The following is a 19,513-nucleotide window of genomic DNA, read 5'->3' as shown; positions in this document are numbered from 1 at the left end:
CCTTTTTGAACATGCCCTTCGATACGCTCGGCCAAGCCGTTGTAGATGCTCTGGCCGGGATGGGCATAACCGAGCCCACAGATCCCCAGAAGGACGCCATACCCAGGATCCAGAAGGGCGAGAACGTCCTCGTCGTCGCCCCCACCGGGATCGGGAAGACCGAATCCGCGATGCTGCCGATCTTCGACAGCATATACTCCACCAACAGCGGCGAGGGCATCCGCTGCATATACATCACGCCGCTCAGAGCGCTGAACCGCGATATGCTCCGCAGGATGTCGGACCTCGGGTCCAAGCTGGGGATAACCGTCGGGGTCCGCCACGGGGACACGCCGGCCGCCGAGAGGCAGAGGCAGTCCAAGAACCCCCCTCAGATCCTCATCACCACCCCCGAGACGCTGCAGGTCATGTTCACCGGCAAGAACCTGAGGTCGGCGATGAAGAGGGTCCAGTGGGTGGTGGTCGATGAGATCCATGAGCTCGCCGGCAACGAGAGAGGCGCCCAGCTGGCTGTCGCCCTCGAAAGGCTCACCCTGCTCTGCGGCGAGTTCCAGAGGATCGGCCTGTCCGCGACCGTCGGCAACCTGGAGGAGGTCCGCGATTACCTGGCCGGGGCCGGCAGGAAGGTCTCCCTGTGCAAGCATGATTCGTTCAGGGACTTCTCCATCAAGGTCGAATGCCCCGTACCGAAAGAGGAGGATGCCGCCCTGCAGGACAAGCTGCAGGCCGACCCCGACATCCTGGCGGTGATGAAGCGCGCCCGCGAGCTCATCGACAGCGTTACCTCCGCCCTGTTCTTCGTGAACACCCGCGAGACGGCCGAGTGGCTGGCCTCCCGCTACCTCATGTGGGACGAGAAATACCCCATAGGCGTCCATCACGGGTCCCTGTCCAAGGAGCACAGGACCGAGACCGAGGATGCGTTCAAGACCCAGAAGCTGAAGGCCCTCATCTGCACATCGTCGCTGGAGCTGGGGATCGACATCGGGTCGGCCGACCTCGTGCTGCAGTACAACAGCCCGAGGCAGGTGGCACGCATGACCCAGAGGGCCGGCAGGGCGGGCCACCGCGTCGGCGGGAAGATCCGCGCGGAGATCCTTGCCACCGCCCCGGACGAGATCGCGGAGGCCATGGTGGTGGCCCGCAGGTGCGAGGAGAAGCTCATGGAGCACGGCGCGGGCCGCCCCTCTCCCCTCTCGGTCCTGGCCAACCAGCTGGTCGCCATGACCATGACCGGGGCCATCGATGCGGACCGGGCGTTCGCGCTCATCAAGCGCTCCTACCCGTTCAAGGACCTCGAGCGCTCCGTCTTCGACGCCACCGTGGAGCAGCTGAAGTCCATCCGCATCCTCCTGGAGTACGACGGGTCCCTCAAGAGGTCCCGCAAGGGCATGGAGTACTTCTACAGCAACATCTCGATGATCCCCGACGAGAAGATCTACCTCGTCCGCGACATCGGCTCCCGCGCGGTGATCGGCACCCTGGACGAGAACTTCGTCGCCACCCTGGAGGAGTCCGAGGCGCTGTTCATCGCCAAGGGAAGGACCTGGAGGGTCATCGAGGAGAGGGAGAACGAGCTGCTGGTCGAGGAGGCCAAGACCGTCGGCAACGTGCCGGCCTGGGAAGGCTCCGACATACCCGTCCCGTTCGAGGTCGCGATGGAGGTGGGTCATCTCCGTCGCGTGAGGGACTACGGGCGCTATCCGGGGGACAAGGCGGCCGTTGAGCGCATAGACGGGTACTTCTCGGGCCAGACGGAGAAATGGACCATGCCCGACGACCGCACCGTCACCATCGAGACCGGCGACAGGCTAGCCATCATAAACTGCTGCTTCGGGAGCAGGGTGAACGAGACCCTCGCCAAGATCGTGTCGGCGCTCCTGATGGCCAGGATAGGGGAGAGCATCGGCCTCACCACCGACGCTTACCGCATAATCATCCAGCTGCCCAGGAGCATCGACCGCAGGGTCGTCAGGGACACCTTCCTCTCGATCAGGCCGGGGACGGTGGAGGCGCTCTGCAAGCTCTCCATCCTGAACTCCAGCCAGCTGAAATGGCGTTTCGTGAACATAGCGAAGAAGTTCGGCATCATCGAGAAGGGCGCGGACCGCCGCTACATCAACTACGGCAGGCTCTTCGACCTCCACAAGGACACTCCCGCCTACAACGACGCCTTCAACATGGTCATCTGGGAGGACCTCGACGTCCCGGACACCGAGACCGTGGTCAGGCTGATATCCGAGGGGAAGATCAAGGTCGTGGAGCAGGGCATCTCCGATATCGGCCTCGAGGGGATCACCCGGACCAAGGAGCTGATGCAGCCCGCCCGTGCGGACCATGCCATCCTGGCCGCCATGAAGAAGAGGCTGGAGTCCGAGGTCCTCTACGCCACCTGCCTCAGCTGCAAGAACCAGCGCCGGGTGGTGGTCGGCCAGTCCCCGAAGAAGTTCGTCTGCCCCAAATGCGGGGGCTACATGATCGCGCTCCTGAAGGACTACGAGCGCGATGAGATCGCCGACTTCGCCAAGCCGGACAGGGATGCCAAGGGGAAGAACACCGACAAGAGGATCGTCAAGAACGCCAACCTCGTGAACTCCTACGGCGGGAAGGCGGCGATCGTCCTCGCCGGCAGGGGCATCGGGCCCGAGGTCGCGGCCAGGATCCTCATGAAGATGCACGTGGACGAGGACGACCTCCTGCGCGACATCATGGCCGCAGAGGTCAGGTACGCCCGGACCAAGAGATTCTGGGACTGATACAGAGGACAGTCCGGACGGTCAGAAGTTCCCGCCCTTCGGCTTGAAATCAGGCTCCTCGGGCGCGGCCTCCAGTTTCCTGGGCTTGACATTGTGGGCCCCCAAGAATCCTTTGGAGATGACGTAGACCTCGGAGGAGGTCGGGCGCGACGCATCGGGAGAGTGGACGATGACCTTCTCGAACCTCTTGTCGAGCTCCTTGGTGAGGCTGTCGAAGAGGTCCCCCATGAAGACCTTCATGACGCAGCGCCCGCCTTTCTTGAGGATGCGGTCGCATACGTCCACGGCGTACATGCAGAGCTCTATCGACCTCGCGTGGTCCATCGAGTACTGGCCGGCGATGTTGGGCGCCATATCGGAGAGGACGACGTCCACCTTGCCCCCGACCATTTCGAGGAGGCGTATCATGGTGGAGTCCTCGGTGATGTCCCCGATGATGAAGTCCACCCCGGGGAGGGGATGGATGTAGCGGAGGTCCACACCGATGACCTTGGAGGTGTCGCCCACGCGCTCGCGGGCCACCTGGGACCATCCTCCGGGGCAGGCCCCGAGGTCGACGACGTTGTCGCCCTCATGGAAGATGTGGAAGCGGTCGTCGATCTGCATCAGCTTGTAGGAGGCCCTCGAGCGGTACCCCTCTTTCTTCGCAAGCTTGTAGTAGTATTCGCTGTGGCGTTCAGCGACCCATCTGTCATGCAGATCGGACACGGAGTTCCCATCAGTGCCGGGGGTATAAGAATGTACCCCGGGAATGGCTCAGGACGGCATCCCAGCGAGCGCCTTCACCGATCCGATCCAGGACCTCACATCCTTCTCCGGGGTCACCATGTCGGGCCCGCCCTCGGAGTCGAACCTTACCTCCATGGGGCACTCAATGCGCGCGCCCCTGCATTCGGCCCTGATATCGTCCATGAGATGCCCCGGCCAGCCGCCGTTGGTGGCCAGGGGGACGACGGTCCTCCCGTTCCAATCGACCGAGCGGACGTAGGAGAGCATCGCAGGGGCCATGGTGTACCACCAGATCGGGGTGGCGAGGACGATGATCTCATAATCATCCGGATTCCTGCCGATGGGCTCAATCTCGGGCGTGAACCCTTCCTCGACCTCCCTCTGCCCCTGGTCTACGGTCTCATTGTAGTCCTTCGGGTAAGGGACTGCAGTCTTTATCTCGGCATAATCCGCGCCCAGAGCATCGCGCAGCATCCCGGCGACGCGCAAGGTGTTGCCGTTCGACCATGAGTAGCAGACGATAAGGACCCTTTTCATGAGCGATTTATTTACATTATGTCATATATATGATGCGGTACTCACATGGGCACCAGGACCGCCGCCCACGGCGGTTCTCGTGCTGACGCTGTAAACGTCCCTGATCTTCTCTCGATGATGATCCGCATCTATGATCTGGGACTTGACTTATGCCGGACCCCGCCGGCAGCCATTGCCACCTATTTCCTGGACTTCTTCACAGTGGACTGCGGGATGAACGGGAGAGAACTAAACCGATCAGCGGGCGAACGCTTCGGAAATGAGGTCCTTCAGTATGTAGGTCACGCCCGGGCACAGGCCGATCTCGTGCGTGTAGGTAATGCGGCGGGGACCTCCCGGAGTCTCGAAACTGCGGACCCTGGCACTTCCTTCCAGACCGAGCTTTCCGGGTATGTCCTCCGCGGTGTGCTTCCCGGGGGAGACGAACATGGGGATGACGAGGATGTCCTTCCCTGCGCGCATGAGGCCGTTCAAAGCTTCTTCGACACCCGGGCTCTGGAACTCATTGTATGCCACCTCTGTGAGGTACCCTCTCTCCTTCAGGTATCCGGCGCAGGGTTCGGCGCAGGGCACCCCTTCCTTCCCGTTGCTGCCGTGGAACACCAGCATGACGGAGGTTCTCTCCGGCGATGCCCCGTTCGCGTCGCACGCCTGAACCAGGACCGTCCTCATCTTCTGACGGCCCCCGAACGTCCCGGTGAAGACAATGTCCGCTTCCTTCCCGCCGCCGGACACCCTGCCCGACATCGCTCCGGGGGAAAGACCCAGCTTCATGCGCACGACCTTGTCCGGAAGGTATCCGTCGGTCATGAACAGGGGCAGGGCGATGATCCTTTCGATCCCGTCCGCCGCCATGGCCGCGGCGGTCTCGGCGATGCCCGGCAGGCTGTGCAGGTATGCGGTGCGCACCTCCATGCCCGTCTGCTTCGTTATGCGCTCCGCATGGAAGGAGGCCGCGTCCGCGGCCCCTGCGGAGTCCCCTCCTTGTGCGATGATCAGCACCGCTGTCCTCATGGGGGACGGAACGGCGGGCGGACGGATAAAGATGCCTTCATCGAAATGACGCCCGAGCGGGCCGTTTCGGCGAACAATAATTAAGAGGCGGAACGGATGACCGATGCGATAACAATGGCAGCAGGATGGACGTACTCCAAAGCGGGCGTAACATCGACAAGAAATCAAGCTCGATCGAGTCCCTGGTGCAGAACCTCACCTACCGCAGGTCCGGGATCGGCCAGATGGTCAGGAAGTCCGGCCTCTTCGCCAGCCTCGTCGACATGGGCGACCGGTACATCACCCTGGCCACCGACGGGGTCGGCACCAAGATCCTCATCGCCGAGCAGCTGGGCATCTGGGACACCATCGGGATCGACTGCATCGCAATGAACGTCAACGATACCATCTGCGTCAACGCGCAGCCTGTCTCCTTCGTCGATTACGTGGCCATCGACAGGCCGGACGAGGAGGTCACCGGGAAGATCGGCGTCGGGCTGAACAGGGGCGCCGAGCTCTCGGACATGGAGATCGTCGGCGGGGAGATAGCCGTCCTGCCCGAGATCGTGAAAGGGCTCGACCTCTCCGGGACCTGCATGGGCATGGTGGACAAGGACAGGATCATAACCGGCGATGCCTGCCGCAAAGGAGACCTCATCGTCTCCCTGAAGTCCTCCGGGATCCATTCCAACGGCCTCACCCTCGCCAGGAAGATAGTCGAGTCTGCAGGCATGAAGATGACCGACAGCGCCCCCGGGCTGAACCAGTCCGTGGGGAAGGAGCTCCTGACCCCCACCGAGATCTATGTGAAGCAGGTGCTCGGGATCACCTCGAAGCACGAGGTCCACGGGCTCGTCGACATCACCGGAGGCGGCCTCAGGAACATACTGAGGATGGCCAAGGGATGCAGGTATGTCATCGACGACCCGGTGAAGCCCCAGAGGATATTCGAGCTCCTCGTGGAGCTGGGGAACGTCGACACCAGGGAAGCGTACCAGACGTTCAACATGGGCATGGGATTCACCATCATCGCGCCCGAGGAGGACGCGGAGAACATCGCGAAGGAGAATCCCAACGCACAGGTCGTCGGACGCGTCGAGGAAGGCTCCGGAGTGCTCTACGCCCCCGAGAACATCCTCTACGACCATTACTGAAACCTATCGGGGGTGAAAGCCCCCGCAGATGTTTTCCCCGGCCTCAGTCTGGGTTGAGTACGGCGTCGATCTTCCCGCACACTGCACCCAGGGCGGTGCAGGTCTCCAGCGAGAAGCACCCGCCCGTCACCTCGTAATCGATGTCGGAGATGTCATGGACCTCCTTCGGGGTGCCGTGCGGGCCGATGCCGAAGACCAGCAGCACCGACTGCCCCCCTTCTATGAGGGCGGCGAGCTCCGAGGTGCGCATCTGCTTCCCTCTGTCCGGCCTGCAGGTGGTCAGCACGACCTTCCCCAGCTGCGGCGGGAACCCTTTGTTGGGGAACGGGAATATCTGGAACGTCCCAGCTCGGCGAGCTTCTGGAAATTGCCGCCGTGGGCGCCGATGCTGGTCGTGCCGGCGATGAAATCCGCGATCTCCACAGGCGTCTTGGCGTCCTCCGGGATGGGGAAGCCGAACAGTGCCAGGTTCATCCCGAAGGCCATGGCGAGGTCCCCGGCGCGGGCGATCACCCTGCGGTGGGGCTCCCTGAACGTCCTGGGGTCGTAGGCGTTGTAGATCCCGATGGTCACGCGGCCGCGGCGGCCGCCTTTCGCGTACACCATCACTCAGGCCTCCTGCGCGCGACGATCGCATACCTGTCCCCGTCCATGAATATCTCATACCCTTTGTATTTCGGATCGCTCTTGAGGCTCTGGATCCTCTCCATGACCTCGCCCAGGGTGAGGGACGTGGTCTTGAGATCGATCAGCACCTCATCGGTGTCTTCGCTGGCCGTCTCCGCCGCCTCCTGAGCGCTTCTCCCCGCTGCGCTGCCCGTGCCGGCGGCGGCCTCTGCCTCCGCGCGGCGCTCCTTGGACAGGGGCGCCGGTCCGGGGCCTGCCTGACGGCTGCGCCTTCGGTGCGTTCCCCTTAGGGCCCTTGGGCGCGGACCCTTCCCGCGGCCTCCTGTCCTGCGGGCGGCGGGGCGTCCCGGTCTGGTTTCCGCCCTTGGGCTCCTGGCCCCCGCGGCGCCGGACTTCTTCCTTCCGGTGCCCTTGGCGGGCGGACGGACCGGTCTGGGGGCGTCCGGGCCCTTGGGAGCGTTCTGCTTCCGTTCCCTGTTGTCGGAGCGGGGCCGGGCGGGCTTCTCCGCACCGGGGTCGGCAGAGGCTCCGGGCGCTTCTTCTTCGGCCTCCTGCCTTCACGTTTGGGTATGAGGCCCTTCTCCTCGGCCTCCCTGATGATGCGGTAGCCGAAATGGCGGGACCTGGGAGAGATGTTCCACCTGCTGCGGGAGCGCATCATCTCGGCGAACTCCTCGCGGGGGACCCATCTGTAATCCTGGGTCTCTCCGGCCTGCAGCTTCACCGAGTCCTTGGGGATGTCCGTGGAGAGCGAGAACTCGTAAATTATCGAGCGGAACTTGTCATCGGGGTAGAACCCTTCGGACCTCATCCCCGTGCCGTCGATGCCGGTCTCCTCGCGCAGCTCGCGCATCGCGCACTGCTCGGGGGACTCCCCCTTGAGGGCGGATCCTCCCGCGGAGGCCTCCCACATCCCGCCGAAGGACTTCCTCCTGTCCCTCTGCACCAGGAGGACGCTGCCGTCGGTGTTGGTGACGGCTACTGTGCAGATCATGTGATAGAGCCCGTTGGGGATCCGGTGGCCTCTGACGAGGTCGCCGCCGGCAGGGGTGCCGTCGCGGTGATATGAGTCCCAGATCTCCTTGTTCATGATACGATGCTCCGCAGACGAGATCAGAGGAGGTAAAAATGCATGGTGCCGCCAGCCGGGTTCGAACCAGCGACCTCATGATCTTCAGTCATGCGCTCTCCCAACTGAGCTACGGCGGCTTAGACTTCCGTTAAAGTCCCCTCTATTATAAACTTACCGTCTTCCGCGGCGGACGGGACGGCGGCCTGGGGGGAACGGACCGCGCCCGAAGCCCCGCCGGAGGCTCCGGCGGAGCAGGAATGCCAGCAGGAAGCAGGCGATGCAGACGGCGGCGAACACCGCCCCCAGGCCCGCATCGCCGCCGGCGAAGCTCATCGCCGAGGCCGCCAGGCAGAGGATGCCGGCCACGAGGCCGAAGAAGGCCAGGAACCACCTGGCCCCGTCCTCCGCCGAGGCAGCGCTCACTGTTGCTCCTCCGTTTCGTCGTCGCAGCGGACACCGGAGGGGTTCACAGGCTCCACGGCGGTGATCCTGTCGCCGTCGCGGAGGTCCATGACCCTGACGCCCTGCGCCGATCTGCCGGTCTTGCGGATCGAGCCGACGTCGATGCGGATGATCTTGCCGGACTCGGAGACCAGCATGAGCTCGTCGCCGTCCACGACCTTGCGCACGGAGACCACGGCGCCGCTCTTCTTGGTGAGCTTGATGGTGGTCACGCCCTTGGAGCCGCGGTGGTGCTTGGTGTAGTCGTCCACGGAGGAGATCTTCCCCATGCCGAACTCGGTCACGGTCAGGAGCTGGTCCTGCGGGTGGACCACGGTCATCGACACGACGTGGTTGTTCAGGCCCAGGTTCATGCCCTTGACGCCCATGGCGGCGCGTCCCGTCGGCCTGACCTCCTTCTCATCGAACCTGCAGGCGAGCCCGTCGTCGGTGGCGAGGATGATGTCGGACCCGGCCTCGACCTTGGCGGCCTCGACCAGGCTGTCGCCGTCATCGATGTTGAGCGCGATGATGCCCTTGTTCCTCACATTGCCGTAGGCGGACAGCTGGGTCTTCTTGAACAGGCCGTTCCTGGTGCAGAACGCCAGGAACTGGTCGTCCGGGAAGGCGGAGGTGGGGATGACCGTGATGACCGTCTCGTCCTCATGCAGGTCCGGCAGCAGGTTGACGATCGGCTTGCCTTTGGCCTGCCTGCTCCCCTCGGGGATGGCGTATCCCTTGAGCCAGAGTATCCTGCCGGTGTTGGTCACGAACATGAGGTAGTCGTGGGACGAGGCCACGAACATTGTCTTGACGTAGTCTCGTCCTTGGTCTCCATGCCCTTGGTGCCGACGCCTCCGCGGGACTGCTGGCGGTAGGCGCGGAGGGGTATCCTCTTCACGTAATCGGCCGCCGACAGGGTGTAGACCGTGTCCTCCTTGGGTATGAGGTCCTCGGCGTTGACGTCGATGGCGTCCCTGTTGATCTGGGTCCTGCGGGCGTCGCCGTAGGTGTCCTTCATCTCCTTGAGCTCGGACTTGATGATGGCGTCGATCCTCGCAGGCTTGGCCAGGATGTCCTTCAGGTCCTCCATGGTGGCGATGAGGTCGTTGTACTCCTTCCTGAGCGCGTCGATCTCCAGGCCGGTCAGCTTCTGGAGCCTCATGTCCAGGATCGCCTGGGCCTGCTGCTGGTCGATGCCGAGCAGGTTCTGCAGGCCCTGGTTCGCCTCGGGCCCGGAAGTAGAGCCCCTGATGAGGGCGATGGTCTGGTCGAGCATGTTCAGCGCCTTGATCAGGCCGTCGAGGATGTGGAACCTCTCCTCGGCCTTCCTCAGGTCGAACTGGGTCCTGCGGGTCACGACGCTCCGCCTGTGGCCGATGTACTGGTCGATGAGCTGCCTCAGGCCGAGGAGCTTCGGCACGTCCTTGCCTTTGGCGTCCTTCACCAGGGCGAGGTTGATGATGCCGTAGGTGATCTCCAGCTGGGTCTTCTTCATCAGGTTCTCCAGGACCACGTCGGGTATGGCGTCCTTGTGAAGCTCGATGACGATCCTCATCCCGTGGCGGTCGGACTCATCCCTGAGGTCGCTGATGCCGTTGACCGCCTTGTTCTTGACGAGCTCGGCTATGCTCTTGACGAGCTCGGCCTTGTTCACCTGATAGGGGATCTCGTCGACGACGATGGCCTCCTTCCTGCCGCTGTCCTCGATGTGGGTCTTGGACCTCACCTTGATGCGGCCGCGGCCGGTGGTGTAGGCGTCCACGATGCCGGAGATGCCGTTCACGATGCCGCCGGTCGGGAAGTCGGGCCCCCTGACGAACTGCATCAGCTGCTCGACGCCCGCGTTGTCCGGGTTGTCGATGGTGTACATGATGGCATCGCAGACCTCGCTGAGGTTGTGGGGCGGCATCTTGGTCGCCATTCCAACGGCTATGCCGTCAGACCCGTTCACGAGCAGGTTCGGGAACTTGGACGGGAGCACGGTGGGCTCCTTGACGGTGCCGTCGAAGTTGTCCATCATGTCGACGGTGTCCTTGTCCAGGTCCATCAGCAGGTCGCTCGCCATCTTGGAGAGCCTGGCCTCGGTGTAACGCATCGCGGCCGGCGGGTCCCCGTCGACGGATCCGAAGTTACCCTGGCCGTCGATCAGCGGATACCTGAGGGAGAACGGCTGCCCCATCCTCACCATGGCGTCGTACGCGGACGAATCGCGTGGGGGTGGTAATGACCCAGCACTTCTCCGACCACGGTGGCCGACTTCTTGTGGGGCCTGTTGTACGCCAGTCCCATGTCGTACATGGCGTACATGATCTTCCTGTGGACCGGCTTCAGACCGTCGCGCGCGTCCGGAAGCGCCCTGCTTACGATGACCGACATCGAGTAATCGATGTAGGATTTCTGCATCGTCTTCTCGACTGTTTCCTTGATGATCCTCTCTTCGCCTTCCATGGGATCACACATCCAGGTTCTCGACCTCGTTGGAGTGCTCGATTATGAACTCCTGCGGGGCTCGACATCTTCTCCCATGAGGGTGCTGAACAGCTGGTCCGCCATGATGCGTCCGCCACCTTTACCTGCTTCATGTACCTCTGCTCCGGGTCCATGGTCGTCTCCCACAGCTGCTGCGGGTTCATCTCTCCCAGACCCTTGTAGCGGCTGATGTTGACCTTGTCCTGGCCGCCCGCCTCCTCGACGAGCTTCGCCAGCTGCTGGTCCGTCCAGCAGTATTTCGGCTTGTTCTTGCCTTTGAAGACGCCGTACAGAGGGGGCATCGCGAGGTAGACGTACCCGTTGTCGACCAGCGGGCGCATCTGCCTGTAGAACAGCGTCAGGAGGAGGGTCGCAATGTGCGCCCCGTCCACATCGGCATCGGTCATGATGACGACCTTGTGGTACCTCGCCTTGGTGATGTCGAAGTCCTTCCCTATGCCGCCGCCGATGGCGATGGTCAGGTTCTTGATCTCCTCATGGTCGAGGAGCTTGTCCTGGCGGGTCTCTCGACGTTCAGGATCTTCCCTCTGATGGGGAGGATGGCCTGGAAGGTCCTGTCCCTGCCCATCTTGGCGGAGCCTCCTGCAGACTCTCCCTCGACGATGAATATCTCGCATTTCGCGGGGTCCTTCTCGGAGCAGTCCGCGAGCTTCCCGGGGAGGGACGTGCTCTCGAGGAGGGACTTCCTGCGGGTGGCGTCCCTGGCCTTCTTGGCCGCCATCCTGCCCTCGTAGGCCGACATGCATTTCTTCACGATGGCCTGCGCCACCTGCGGGTGCTCGTCCAGGTACTCCCTGAACTTCTGGCCCATGATGCCCATGACAGCGGTCTGGGCGATGGAGGACCCGAGCTTCTCCTTGGTCTGGGACTCGAACTGGGGGTCGGCCATCTTGATGCTGATGACCGCCGTGAGCCCTTCCCTGGTGTCCGGCCCCTCGAGGGTTATGTCCTTCAGGAGGTTGTTCTCCTTCCCGTAGTCGTTCAGGATCTTGGTCAGGGCGGTCCTGAAGCCGGTGAGGTGCGTTCCGCCGTCGGGGGTGCTGACCGTGTTCACGAAGGCGTCCACGGACTCGTTGTACCCGTCGGTGTACTGCATGGCGATGTCAACCAGGACGTCCCTCTCCTTGCCTTCGGGGTCCTTCTCGCTGTAGGTGCCGTTGACGGTGATCGGGTCGGGGTGTATGGGTGTCTTCGCGCGGTTGAGGTACCTGACGAACTCGCTCACTCCGCCCTCGTAGTGGTAGGTCTCCTTCTTCTCGGTCCTCTTGTCCTCGAAGTTGATGGTGACCTTGGTGTTCAGGAACGCCTGGTTCCTGAACCTGTTCTGCAGGGTGCCGAAGTCGAACTCGACCGTCTCGAACATGGTGGGATCCGGAAGGAACGTTATGGTGGTCCCGGTGTCGTGGGCGTCCCCGATGACCTCTACGGGCCCGTCCGGGATGCCGGTATGGTACGACTGCCTGTGGATGTGCCCGTCCCTCTTGACGGTGGCGATCAGCCATGTGGAGAGCGCGTTCACGACCGATACGCCGACCCCGTGCAGACCGCCGGAGACCTTGTACGCGTTCTGGTCGAACTTACCTCCGGCATGGAGGTCGGTGAGGCAGACCTCAAGGCCGGATTTGCCCTCCTCGGGCACTATCCCCACAGGGATGCCTCTGCCGTCATCCGCCACGGTCACCGATCCGTCCACATTGACGGTGACGTCGATCCTGGTCGCGAAACCGGCCATGACCTCGTCGATGGAGTTGTCGACCACCTCGTACACGAGATGGTGCAGCCCTCTGGTATCGGTGCTGCCGATGTACATGCCGGGGCGGACCCTGACGGCCTCCAGGCCCTTCAGGGCGCGGATGGAGTTCTCGTCGTAAACCTCCCCGTTCCTTATGTCGTCATCTTTGCCCATTTTCTGACTTCCGAAAATATGTGGCTGGGCATGTCGGTCTTAATATATTATAATAATTAGGCGCGAGCGTACGCGCGCGTTAATAATTGAATTGGAGGTATGCTCCGGCATGCTCTCCCCGGTGCGGCGGCGGGACCGGGGGAGCGGGGGGCGCCAGCCGTCAAGTATGAAATACGACGAGGCGGATTCTTCGGCGATTCAAATGAGCACCATCATGGAGCAGGCCGCCCGCGGGGAGTCCGACCACAGGATCAAGAAGATCGCCGAGAGGGAGGGCGTGACCGAGAGGTTCGTCATGGACGGCATCGCGGCCGGGCGCATCGTCATGCCCTGCAACCCCGCCCACGACCCCATACCCGCCGCCGTCGGGGAGGGGCTCTCCGTGAAGGTCAACGCCAACATCGGGACGTCCCGCGACATGCCTGACATAGAGCCCGAGATCCGCAAGATGGACATCGCCGTGAAGTACGGCGCCGATGCCGTGATGGACCTCTCCACCGGCGGCGACATCGATGCCATCAGGAAGCGCCTGCTCTCCCGCTGCCCGGTCATGATGGGCTCCGTCCCCATCTACGAGGTCGGGCTGACGGCCGCCAGGAAGAACGCCGTCGTCGAGATGACCGAGGACGACATCTTCTCCGGGATCGAGAAGCACGCGAAGGACGGAATGGACTTCATGACCGTCCACTGCGGCATCACCCGCGAGACCGTGAAATGGATCGGGAACTCGGAAAGGCTGATGGACGTCGTCTCCCGCGGCGGCTCCTTCCTGACCGCATGGATCCTGCACAATGACGAGGAGAACCCCCTCTACAAGGACTTCGATGTGCTCCTGGACCTCGCGAGGAAGTACGAGTTCACCCTCTCCCTGGGGGACGGGTTCAGGCCGGGGTGCATCCGCGATGCCTCGGACCCTGCGCAGGTCTCCGAGCTGATGGTGCTCGGGCACCTGGTCAAGAGGGCGAGGGCGGCCGGGGTGCAGGCCATGGTCGAGGGGCCGGGCCACATGGCGATGGACCAGATCGCCGCGAATATGAAGATGGAGAAGGCGCTCTGCCACGGGGCGCCTTTCTACGTCCTCGGGCCTCTGGTGACGGACATAGCTCCGGGCTACGACCACATCACGTCGGCCATCGGAGGGGCCATCGCGGCGCAGGCGGGGGCCGATTTCCTCTGCTACGTCACCCCCGCGGAGCACCTGTCCCTTCCGGACGAGAACGACGTCAAGGAAGGCGTCATCGCGTCCAAGATCGCCGCCCACGCCGCGGACCTGGCCCACGGGAAGGGGTCCAAGAGGGACGACGAGATGGCCAAGGCGAGGAAGAAACTGGACTGGAACGCCATGTACGGAGTCTGCCTCGACCCGGAGAAGGCGAAGGCCTACCGCGCCCGCGGATGCACCGAGGAGCAGGACGGCTGCTCCATGTGCGGGGACGTCTGCGCGATCAAGATCGTGAACCAGTACCTCACCAAAAGCAGCGGGCCGATAAGGCCGGACGTACCGTCGGGAAAGCACAGCTGCGAATGAGAATGGAGCCGATGGAGGGATTTGAACCCCCGGCCGACGGTTTACGAAACCGTCGCTCTACCGCTGAGCCACATCGGCGCCGAAGATGAGCATAGGGTCGGACTATAAAATCGCTTTCGATGGATTCGAGCAGGGAAGCATCCGCGGGAGACGGATGCACGCCTGCCGCACGGCCAGTGAGGAGAGGCCGCCTGCTTCCGTGCACAATGCATTTCCAATCGTGCCCCGAGTGAGGTTCTCCGGTCTTCGAATGATTGTAAATTTATGATTGACTTGATTTGACTGGGTTCAGTCTCTGAAGAGCCAATCGAACCAAACGGCGATGCTGCCCGAATCTTCCCCGCTCCCTCTCGAATCGGGGAGCACCCAGCCGATTATTATGGCGGCGGCTATGATCGCGGCCGCGATGGCGATCGCCAGGATCGGGGTGCTGCGCCTCATCAGGACCGCCTGTACCGGGGGAACATGTCCCTGAAGACGACGGCGTCCTTCTCGATGAGCGGGGACTCGCAGACGAAGTTGCAGTCCATGTCGCTGTCGTTCAGGATGTCGGCGAGCATCTGCAGGTCAGGCTCCTTCTCGCTGAGCGGAAGATGGCTTATCTCCCCCTTCTCGCCGTACTTGATGCAGCTGATGTGGAAGTGGGCCGTCGGGCCGGCCAGCGGGAAGAACTCGTCGATGAGGTCCTGCATGTCCTTCTTCGTCTTCAGGCACCCGACGCCCCTGGCGTGGACATGGGCGACATCGAGGACCGGACGGACTCCGTCCACCTCCTTCATCACCCCGGCGATCTCCTTCAGCGTCCCGAACTGCCCTTTCTTCCCCATGGTCTCCACCCCGAGGGTGACATCATGTATCCCGAGGTCGTCGAGCTGCTCCTTGCATCTGGTCAGGCCGGAGATGACATTCGGGAGGGCGGTCTCCGGATGCTTCCCGTAGGATGCCGCGTGGATCACGATGATGTACGCGCCGAGCCAATGGGCGGCCTTGGCGGTGTCCACGACCCATGCTACGCTCTTGTCCACCGTCTCCGGGCTGTCCGAATTGAAGCTGATGAAATAGGGCGCATGGCAGCTCAGCCGTATGTCCAGGTCCTTGGCGCATTTCCCTATCTGGCGGGCCCTGTCCTCCGAGATCCTGGCCCCGCGGACGAATTCCACCTCGAGGCAGTCCAGCCCCAGTCCGCGGGTGTACTTCAGCGACCCCTCCGGGTCGCTCTTGCTTCCGATCGCCGGATACCCGGCAGGTCCGAACCTCATGCGCTCCGTATCCTCCAGGTATAACTTAATCTTCTCCGACACAGGCATAAGCGCGCATCCCCATCCCGATGCCGATGTCCAATATCATGCACATGAGGTTCACGGCCGACACCTACTACGGGCGCGACTCGCGCCGCTACCTCAGGATCTTCTTCAGGCCGAGGAAGTGGCCGGACGATCCCGAGCATGTCAGGTACGTGACGGTCTACACCGACAGGCCCGATGTCTCGGACGCCCCGGAGATCATGGAGAAGCTCTGCCCCGGTTTCTCGAAAGCGATGGAGACGGTGTCCGTGCAGGCGTTCGACGAGTACGGGCTCAAAGGGAAGGTCTCCCGCGCGGAGGAGGAGGCCGCAGCCAAGGCGTCCGAATGGAAGGACGATGCCCGCCTGAAGCATGCCTACCGCATGTACAGCGCAGATGAGGGCGCGGATTCTTAAGAAGGGCAGGGCATCCGTGCCGTATGAGCATGAGGATTGAAACTGATATCTCCCTGGACCCGACCCTCGGATGCGGCCAGGCCCACCGCTGGAGGAAACAGGCGGACGGATCGTGGCAGGGGGTCATCGGAAGGTCCTGCGTCACGCTCAGGCAGACGAAGGACGGTTTCGAGTGCGAGGGGGACGCGCCCCGCTCCGCCGTCGAGAAGTATTTCCGCACCGGGGACGACCTCCCGACCATAATCGCCGACATCTCGGCCAGGGACCCGTATGTGGCCGGCCTCTCGGAGAGATGCCCCGGCCTCCGCATCCTCAGGCAGCCGGAATGGGAGTGCCTCGCGACGTACGTCCTCGCCACCAATGTCAACGTCAAGAGGATCGCCAAGATGGTTGAGTCCGTCTGCGACCTCTTCGGCACCGACCTCGGGGCCCGCAGGGCGTTCCCGACCCCGAAGCAGATCCTCGACGGGAAGGAGAGGATCGGAGAATGCAGGCTGGGGTTCCGCGAGGAACGCTTCCTCCTGCTGGCACAGCGCGCCGAGGACGGGGATGTGGACGTGAAGGCCCTGGAAGAGCTCCCTTACGAAGAACTGACCCAGTCGCTCATGGGCATCAAAGGCGTCGGCCCGAAGGTGGCCGACTGCGTCGCCCTGTTCGGCTACGGCCGCCTGGAAGCTTTCCCGGTGGACGTGAGGATCCAGAAGGTCATGGAGGCCCGCTACGGGGTGTCCGGAAGCTACAAGGCCGTCGCCGCGCGCGGCAGGAAGATGTTCGGCCCTTACGCCGGATACGCCCAGGAGTTCCTCTATCATTCTGAGTTCATCTGAGCCGGGGCGGCCCTCCGGCCCGCGCCGCCGGCTCACTCTATGCTGGTGATGCAGTTCGGATCGGGCGTCTTCCCCCATGCGCAGGAGGGAGCTTCGGCACCGGTTATGTCGGTGTAGATCTTGGCGAGGAGGCCGATGCTCTTGATGTAATTGCAGATCCTGCACATCTCGACGGACATATCGGACTTCTCCTCGACGATGAGCTTGGCGCTCTTCTTGACCTCATCGATGAAGCTTGGATAATACTCGCTCTGCTCGATGAGGATGCTGCCGCCGCGCTTGTTCTTCAGATACTGGGATATGGCGGCATCGGTCACCCCGAACACGCGCCCGACATCAGACTGGCGCATATGGTAGGTCCCGACCATCTCCTTGGCGATCTCCCTCCTGATGGTGGGGAGCACGTACCAGACGACGATCTCGCAGGGGGTTTTCATGCCCTCACCGAAGACGTGTTAATATTTACGATTGTTGAATCCTCATATCCCCGGGTTGACGCGGTTGTAGAACTCGCTGGAGTCCCAGTCGGTATCGTACCCGCTGTCGTCCTTCTTCTCGACGGAGACCCCGTAGGAGCGGAGCGTCTTCTCGATCAGGGCCTTCGCCTCGTCCGTGCCCTCGAAATCGTCCACCTTGGCCCCGTCCGGGGTGATCTTGCCCTTGAAGTGCCCGATAATCTCGGTGCCCTTCCACACCGTGCTCACCGAGGACCCGCAGGCCTTGCGGATGTCCTCCCTGAGGTAGAAGCTCAGGTTGTCCTGGGTATTGAGGATGAACGTCCCGTCAAACGGCTCTGCCGGCGCGTCCGCGTCCTCGGCGGGCATCCAGTAGAGCGTCGGGTCGCCCTCGATGAAGAACCCCTTAACCACCTCCCCGCGGGCCTCCAGCCCCCAGGACCTTCCTGGTCCTCCACATCTTCAGGCCGAGGAACCTCGCCATCATGTCGGCGGAGAAGATGCCGAAGTCCCGGAGATGGAGCAGCGCGATCTCCTCGGCGGCGGACTCCGGGTCCTCCGTGTCCGGGACCCACCTGTAGTATCCGTCGGAGTCCTGGCACACCATGGACGCCTTCATGAGGTCCGATACGGCCTCGGTCGTGCTGTCGTACGAGAGCCTGGAGCGGTACCTGAGTTCCTTCTTGTCTATCGGCCCCCTCTCCTTCACGATCTTCTCGACGTGCTTCATCTCCTCGGTGCGCTCGGCCTGCTTGGCGGCGCGGAAGACCTTCATGAGCTCAGGCCTGGCATATCCGATGAACGGAGGCATGAGATTCCCTTTCACGACGGCGCCGCGGTCGGCGTACTTCTTCAGCGACGAACGGGCGGTAACGCGCGGGACCAGCTCCTGGTCGCTGCGGATGTACCCCCTCGCGTCCAGGAGGTCCTGGAGGGTGGGGTAGCGGCTGTCCTTGGCGAGCCTCTGGCGGCGGAAGACCAGGCTCAGGGCCTCGGAGCGGGTCATGACCCTCTCGGAGAACCTGCCCTTGGCCCAGAATCCGTTGACGAACACATAGCCGCAGGACCTCATTATCTCCGCGATCTCGGGCGGGAGCTCGGCGGCATCGCTGCCCAGGACCTCCCTGACGCGGACGATGTCCGTACCCTTCATCTTGAAATAGCCCATCAGGCGGTCCATGGCGCCGAGGGCGTCCGCCAGCAGGTCGGGCGAGTCCACATCGACAGAGCGGACCTCTATGGCGCCGGACATCTCCCAGATCTCCATGGCGCCGATGACCCTGCTCCCCTTCATCACCGGATAGATCCAGCGGTCACCGTAGCGCGCGGAGATCTCCGCCCACTTGGACCCCAGGTCCGGGTCGAACAGGGAGAGGACCCTGGTCTCCTCGGGGGCCGCGCCGGGGCTGTTGAGCTTCGGCAGCTCGTCCTTCATGATGTACATCGCGGCCTGCCCGGGGCCGACGAGGATCCTGACCGCGCCCACGCGCTCGGCAGCGGCATCGATGTCGCCGTCCGGGACGCTGACTATGTACCTAACAGAGGTCACCGGCACCGGGCCGAACGCCCTGATGGCCTGCTCCACGATGCGGTCCTCCGGGCTCTCCGCCGGTATCTCCGGGGAATAGACGGCGTAATGGTTCTCCGTGCCCCAGTCCTCGCGGTCGCTGAACGCGTGGATTATCTTCATGGAGCGGTCGAGGCGCAGGATGGACTCCTTGACCTGCTCCTTCTCCCTGCCGGTCGAGGCGGCGATCTCCCTCATGGTCGTCCCGGCGGGGCCGGCCCCGGCGATGGCCGCCAGGACCTCGGCGTCGGACGGCTGGGTGGAGTCCTGGGCGAAGTAGGCGTACCTCGCCGCGTCCTCCGCGAGCATGAATCTGACGCGCCCCCTCGCGAACCTCCCCAGGAGGATCTTCCCGGACGCGCGCATCTCCTGCCAGCGGTCGAGGCTGAACCCTTTGACCCTGGAGAAGACATCGAGCTCGGACCCGGCCGTGACGTAGAACCTGAAGAAGTCCTCGATGGAATCGAAGCTCTCGCCCTTGGTGAGGCGGTAGTTCTCCACCGTCTCGTAATCGTACACATTGTCCTTGCCGGACCTCAGGCGGAGCCTGTCGGACGACAGCATGTACTGGTCGTTCTCCGAGACCAGGAACCTGCCCTTGGCCACCTCTCCGGCGGCCGCGAGGCCGTCGAGGGACAGCTGCACCTCCCCGTCCGGGATGCTGAGGGCGAAGGCCGCCTCCTGGACGGTGGTCGGCCCGTAGGCGCCGAGATGCCTCAGCAGCACGCT

At 63.3% G+C, this 19,513-nt stretch carries 18 protein-coding genes, 2 tRNA genes and 3 pseudogenes; 5 read left to right on the top strand and 18 right to left on the bottom strand.

Annotated features, from left to right (window positions below; all coding sequences use genetic code 11):
- Window positions 1–11 precede the first annotated feature (11 nt).
- On the top strand, window positions 12–2,756 hold the full coding sequence (locus tag AUQ37_RS06865) for a DEAD/DEAH box helicase (RefSeq protein ID WP_058747958.1): 2,745 nt from the start codon (window positions 12–14) through the stop codon (window positions 2,754–2,756).
- Between the two features lie 21 nt (window positions 2,757–2,777).
- On the opposite strand, the gene AUQ37_RS06860 is transcribed toward AUQ37_RS06865, so the two are convergent.
- The 3 genes from AUQ37_RS06860 to AUQ37_RS06850 form a co-directional block, all read right to left on the bottom strand.
- Complete coding sequence (locus AUQ37_RS06860) at window positions 2,778–3,464, bottom strand: RlmE family RNA methyltransferase (RefSeq protein ID WP_235584998.1); 687 nt, start codon at window positions 3,462–3,464, stop codon at window positions 2,778–2,780.
- A gap of 48 nt (window positions 3,465–3,512) precedes the next feature.
- Window positions 3,513–4,022 (bottom strand): flavodoxin, encoded by a 510-nt coding sequence (locus tag AUQ37_RS06855; protein ID WP_058747957.1) that lies wholly within the window; start codon window positions 4,020–4,022, stop codon window positions 3,513–3,515.
- Window positions 4,023–4,259: 237 nt separating this feature from the next.
- Window positions 4,260–5,036, bottom strand: a complete 777-nt coding sequence (locus tag AUQ37_RS06850; protein WP_058747956.1) for a CbiX/SirB N-terminal domain-containing protein — start codon at window positions 5,034–5,036, stop codon at window positions 4,260–4,262.
- A gap of 125 nt (window positions 5,037–5,161) precedes the next feature.
- On the opposite strand from AUQ37_RS06850, the gene purM reads away from it, so the two are divergent.
- Window positions 5,162–6,169 carry a phosphoribosylformylglycinamidine cyclo-ligase gene (gene purM, locus AUQ37_RS06845; RefSeq protein WP_058747955.1) on the top strand — a complete coding sequence of 336 codons (1,008 nt, stop codon included), beginning with the start codon at window positions 5,162–5,164 and terminating at the stop codon, window positions 6,167–6,169.
- A gap of 43 nt (window positions 6,170–6,212) precedes the next feature.
- Here purM and AUQ37_RS06840 read toward each other — a convergent pair.
- From AUQ37_RS06840 to gyrB, 9 genes and pseudogenes are all read right to left on the bottom strand, one after another.
- Window positions 6,213–6,775: pseudogene (locus AUQ37_RS06840) on the bottom strand (DUF531 family protein).
- Window positions 6,775–6,924, bottom strand: a complete 150-nt coding sequence (locus AUQ37_RS11385) for a hypothetical protein (protein WP_201013836.1) — start codon at window positions 6,922–6,924, stop codon at window positions 6,775–6,777. The pseudogene AUQ37_RS06840 and the gene AUQ37_RS11385 overlap by 1 nt, the downstream one beginning before the upstream one ends.
- Window positions 6,925–7,082: 158 nt before the next feature.
- Window positions 7,083–7,886 (bottom strand): NUDIX domain-containing protein, encoded by an 804-nt coding sequence (locus tag AUQ37_RS09650; protein WP_082662458.1) that lies wholly within the window; start codon window positions 7,884–7,886, stop codon window positions 7,083–7,085.
- Between the two features lie 43 nt (window positions 7,887–7,929).
- Window positions 7,930–8,005: transfer RNA gene (locus tag AUQ37_RS06830), tRNA-Phe, on the bottom strand.
- A 34-nt stretch (window positions 8,006–8,039) separates the two neighbouring features.
- Window positions 8,040–8,291 (bottom strand): hypothetical protein, encoded by a 252-nt coding sequence (locus AUQ37_RS06825; RefSeq protein ID WP_058747954.1) that lies wholly within the window; start codon window positions 8,289–8,291, stop codon window positions 8,040–8,042.
- Window positions 8,288–9,109: a DNA gyrase C-terminal beta-propeller domain-containing protein gene (locus AUQ37_RS11380; protein WP_201013835.1), complete on the bottom strand. Its 822-nt coding sequence runs from the start codon at window positions 9,107–9,109 to the stop codon at window positions 8,288–8,290. The genes AUQ37_RS06825 and AUQ37_RS11380 overlap by 4 nt, the downstream gene beginning before the upstream one ends.
- Window positions 9,076–9,330, bottom strand: a complete 255-nt coding sequence (locus tag AUQ37_RS12545; protein ID WP_235585003.1) for a DNA gyrase C-terminal beta-propeller domain-containing protein — start codon at window positions 9,328–9,330, stop codon at window positions 9,076–9,078. The genes AUQ37_RS11380 and AUQ37_RS12545 overlap by 34 nt, the downstream gene beginning before the upstream one ends.
- Window positions 9,331–9,393: 63 nt before the next feature.
- Window positions 9,394–10,610, bottom strand: a pseudogene (locus AUQ37_RS11375) (DNA gyrase subunit A); the annotation flags it as partial.
- Window positions 10,611–10,764: 154 nt separating this feature from the next.
- A pseudogene (gene gyrB / locus AUQ37_RS06815) lies at window positions 10,765–12,708 on the bottom strand (DNA topoisomerase (ATP-hydrolyzing) subunit B).
- Window positions 12,709–12,910: 202 nt separating this feature from the next.
- Between gyrB and thiC the strand changes: the two are divergent.
- The gene (gene thiC / locus AUQ37_RS06810) at window positions 12,911–14,236 is read left to right on the top strand and encodes a phosphomethylpyrimidine synthase ThiC (RefSeq protein WP_058747953.1); all 1,326 of its coding nucleotides are present in this window, start codon (window positions 12,911–12,913) and stop codon (window positions 14,234–14,236) included.
- A gap of 3 nt (window positions 14,237–14,239) precedes the next feature.
- On the opposite strand, the gene AUQ37_RS06805 is transcribed toward thiC, so the two are convergent.
- From AUQ37_RS06805 to AUQ37_RS06800, 3 genes are all read right to left on the bottom strand, one after another.
- Window positions 14,240–14,314: transfer RNA gene (locus AUQ37_RS06805), tRNA-Thr, on the bottom strand.
- A 210-nt stretch (window positions 14,315–14,524) separates the two neighbouring features.
- Window positions 14,525–14,677, bottom strand: coding sequence for a hypothetical protein (locus tag AUQ37_RS10060; RefSeq protein WP_157844339.1), 153 nt, complete (start codon window positions 14,675–14,677; stop codon window positions 14,525–14,527).
- A complete protein-coding gene (locus tag AUQ37_RS06800; RefSeq protein WP_157844338.1) occupies window positions 14,677–15,495 on the bottom strand; it encodes a TIM barrel protein in 819 nt (272 codons plus the stop codon). Before AUQ37_RS06800 ends, AUQ37_RS10060 begins: the two co-directional genes overlap by 1 nt.
- A 74-nt stretch (window positions 15,496–15,569) precedes the next feature.
- Between AUQ37_RS06800 and AUQ37_RS06795 the strand changes: the two genes are divergently transcribed.
- Both AUQ37_RS06795 and AUQ37_RS06790 read left to right on the top strand, forming a co-directional pair.
- Window positions 15,570–15,935 carry a hypothetical protein gene (locus AUQ37_RS06795; RefSeq protein WP_157844337.1) on the top strand — a complete coding sequence of 122 codons (366 nt, stop codon included), beginning with the start codon at window positions 15,570–15,572 and terminating at the stop codon, window positions 15,933–15,935.
- A gap of 29 nt (window positions 15,936–15,964) precedes the next feature.
- Entirely contained in the window at window positions 15,965–16,762 is a 798-nt protein-coding gene (locus AUQ37_RS06790; RefSeq protein ID WP_162262206.1) for a DNA-3-methyladenine glycosylase, read from the top strand.
- Window positions 16,763–16,794: 32 nt separating this feature from the next.
- Here AUQ37_RS06790 and AUQ37_RS06785 read toward each other — a convergent pair whose 3' ends face one another.
- The 3 genes from AUQ37_RS06785 to AUQ37_RS12535 are packed head-to-tail and all read right to left on the bottom strand — an operon-like array spanning window position 16,795 to window position 19,510.
- Window positions 16,795–17,199, bottom strand: coding sequence for a transcriptional regulator (locus AUQ37_RS06785; protein ID WP_058747949.1), 405 nt, complete (start codon window positions 17,197–17,199; stop codon window positions 16,795–16,797).
- A gap of 42 nt (window positions 17,200–17,241) precedes the next feature.
- The gene (locus tag AUQ37_RS12540) at window positions 17,242–17,631 is read right to left on the bottom strand and encodes a hypothetical protein (protein WP_235584997.1); all 390 of its coding nucleotides are present in this window, start codon (window positions 17,629–17,631) and stop codon (window positions 17,242–17,244) included.
- A complete protein-coding gene (locus AUQ37_RS12535; RefSeq protein ID WP_235584996.1) occupies window positions 17,624–19,510 on the bottom strand; it encodes a hypothetical protein in 1,887 nt (628 codons plus the stop codon). The genes AUQ37_RS12540 and AUQ37_RS12535 overlap by 8 nt, the downstream gene beginning before the upstream one ends.
- Window positions 19,511–19,513: the final 3 nt, after the last annotated feature.

The sequence above is a fragment of the Candidatus Methanomethylophilus sp. 1R26 genome (assembly GCF_001481295.1).
Taxonomy (GTDB): domain Archaea; phylum Thermoplasmatota; class Thermoplasmata; order Methanomassiliicoccales; family Methanomethylophilaceae; genus Methanomethylophilus.
This window is presented reverse-complemented; position numbering and strand designations above follow the sequence as displayed.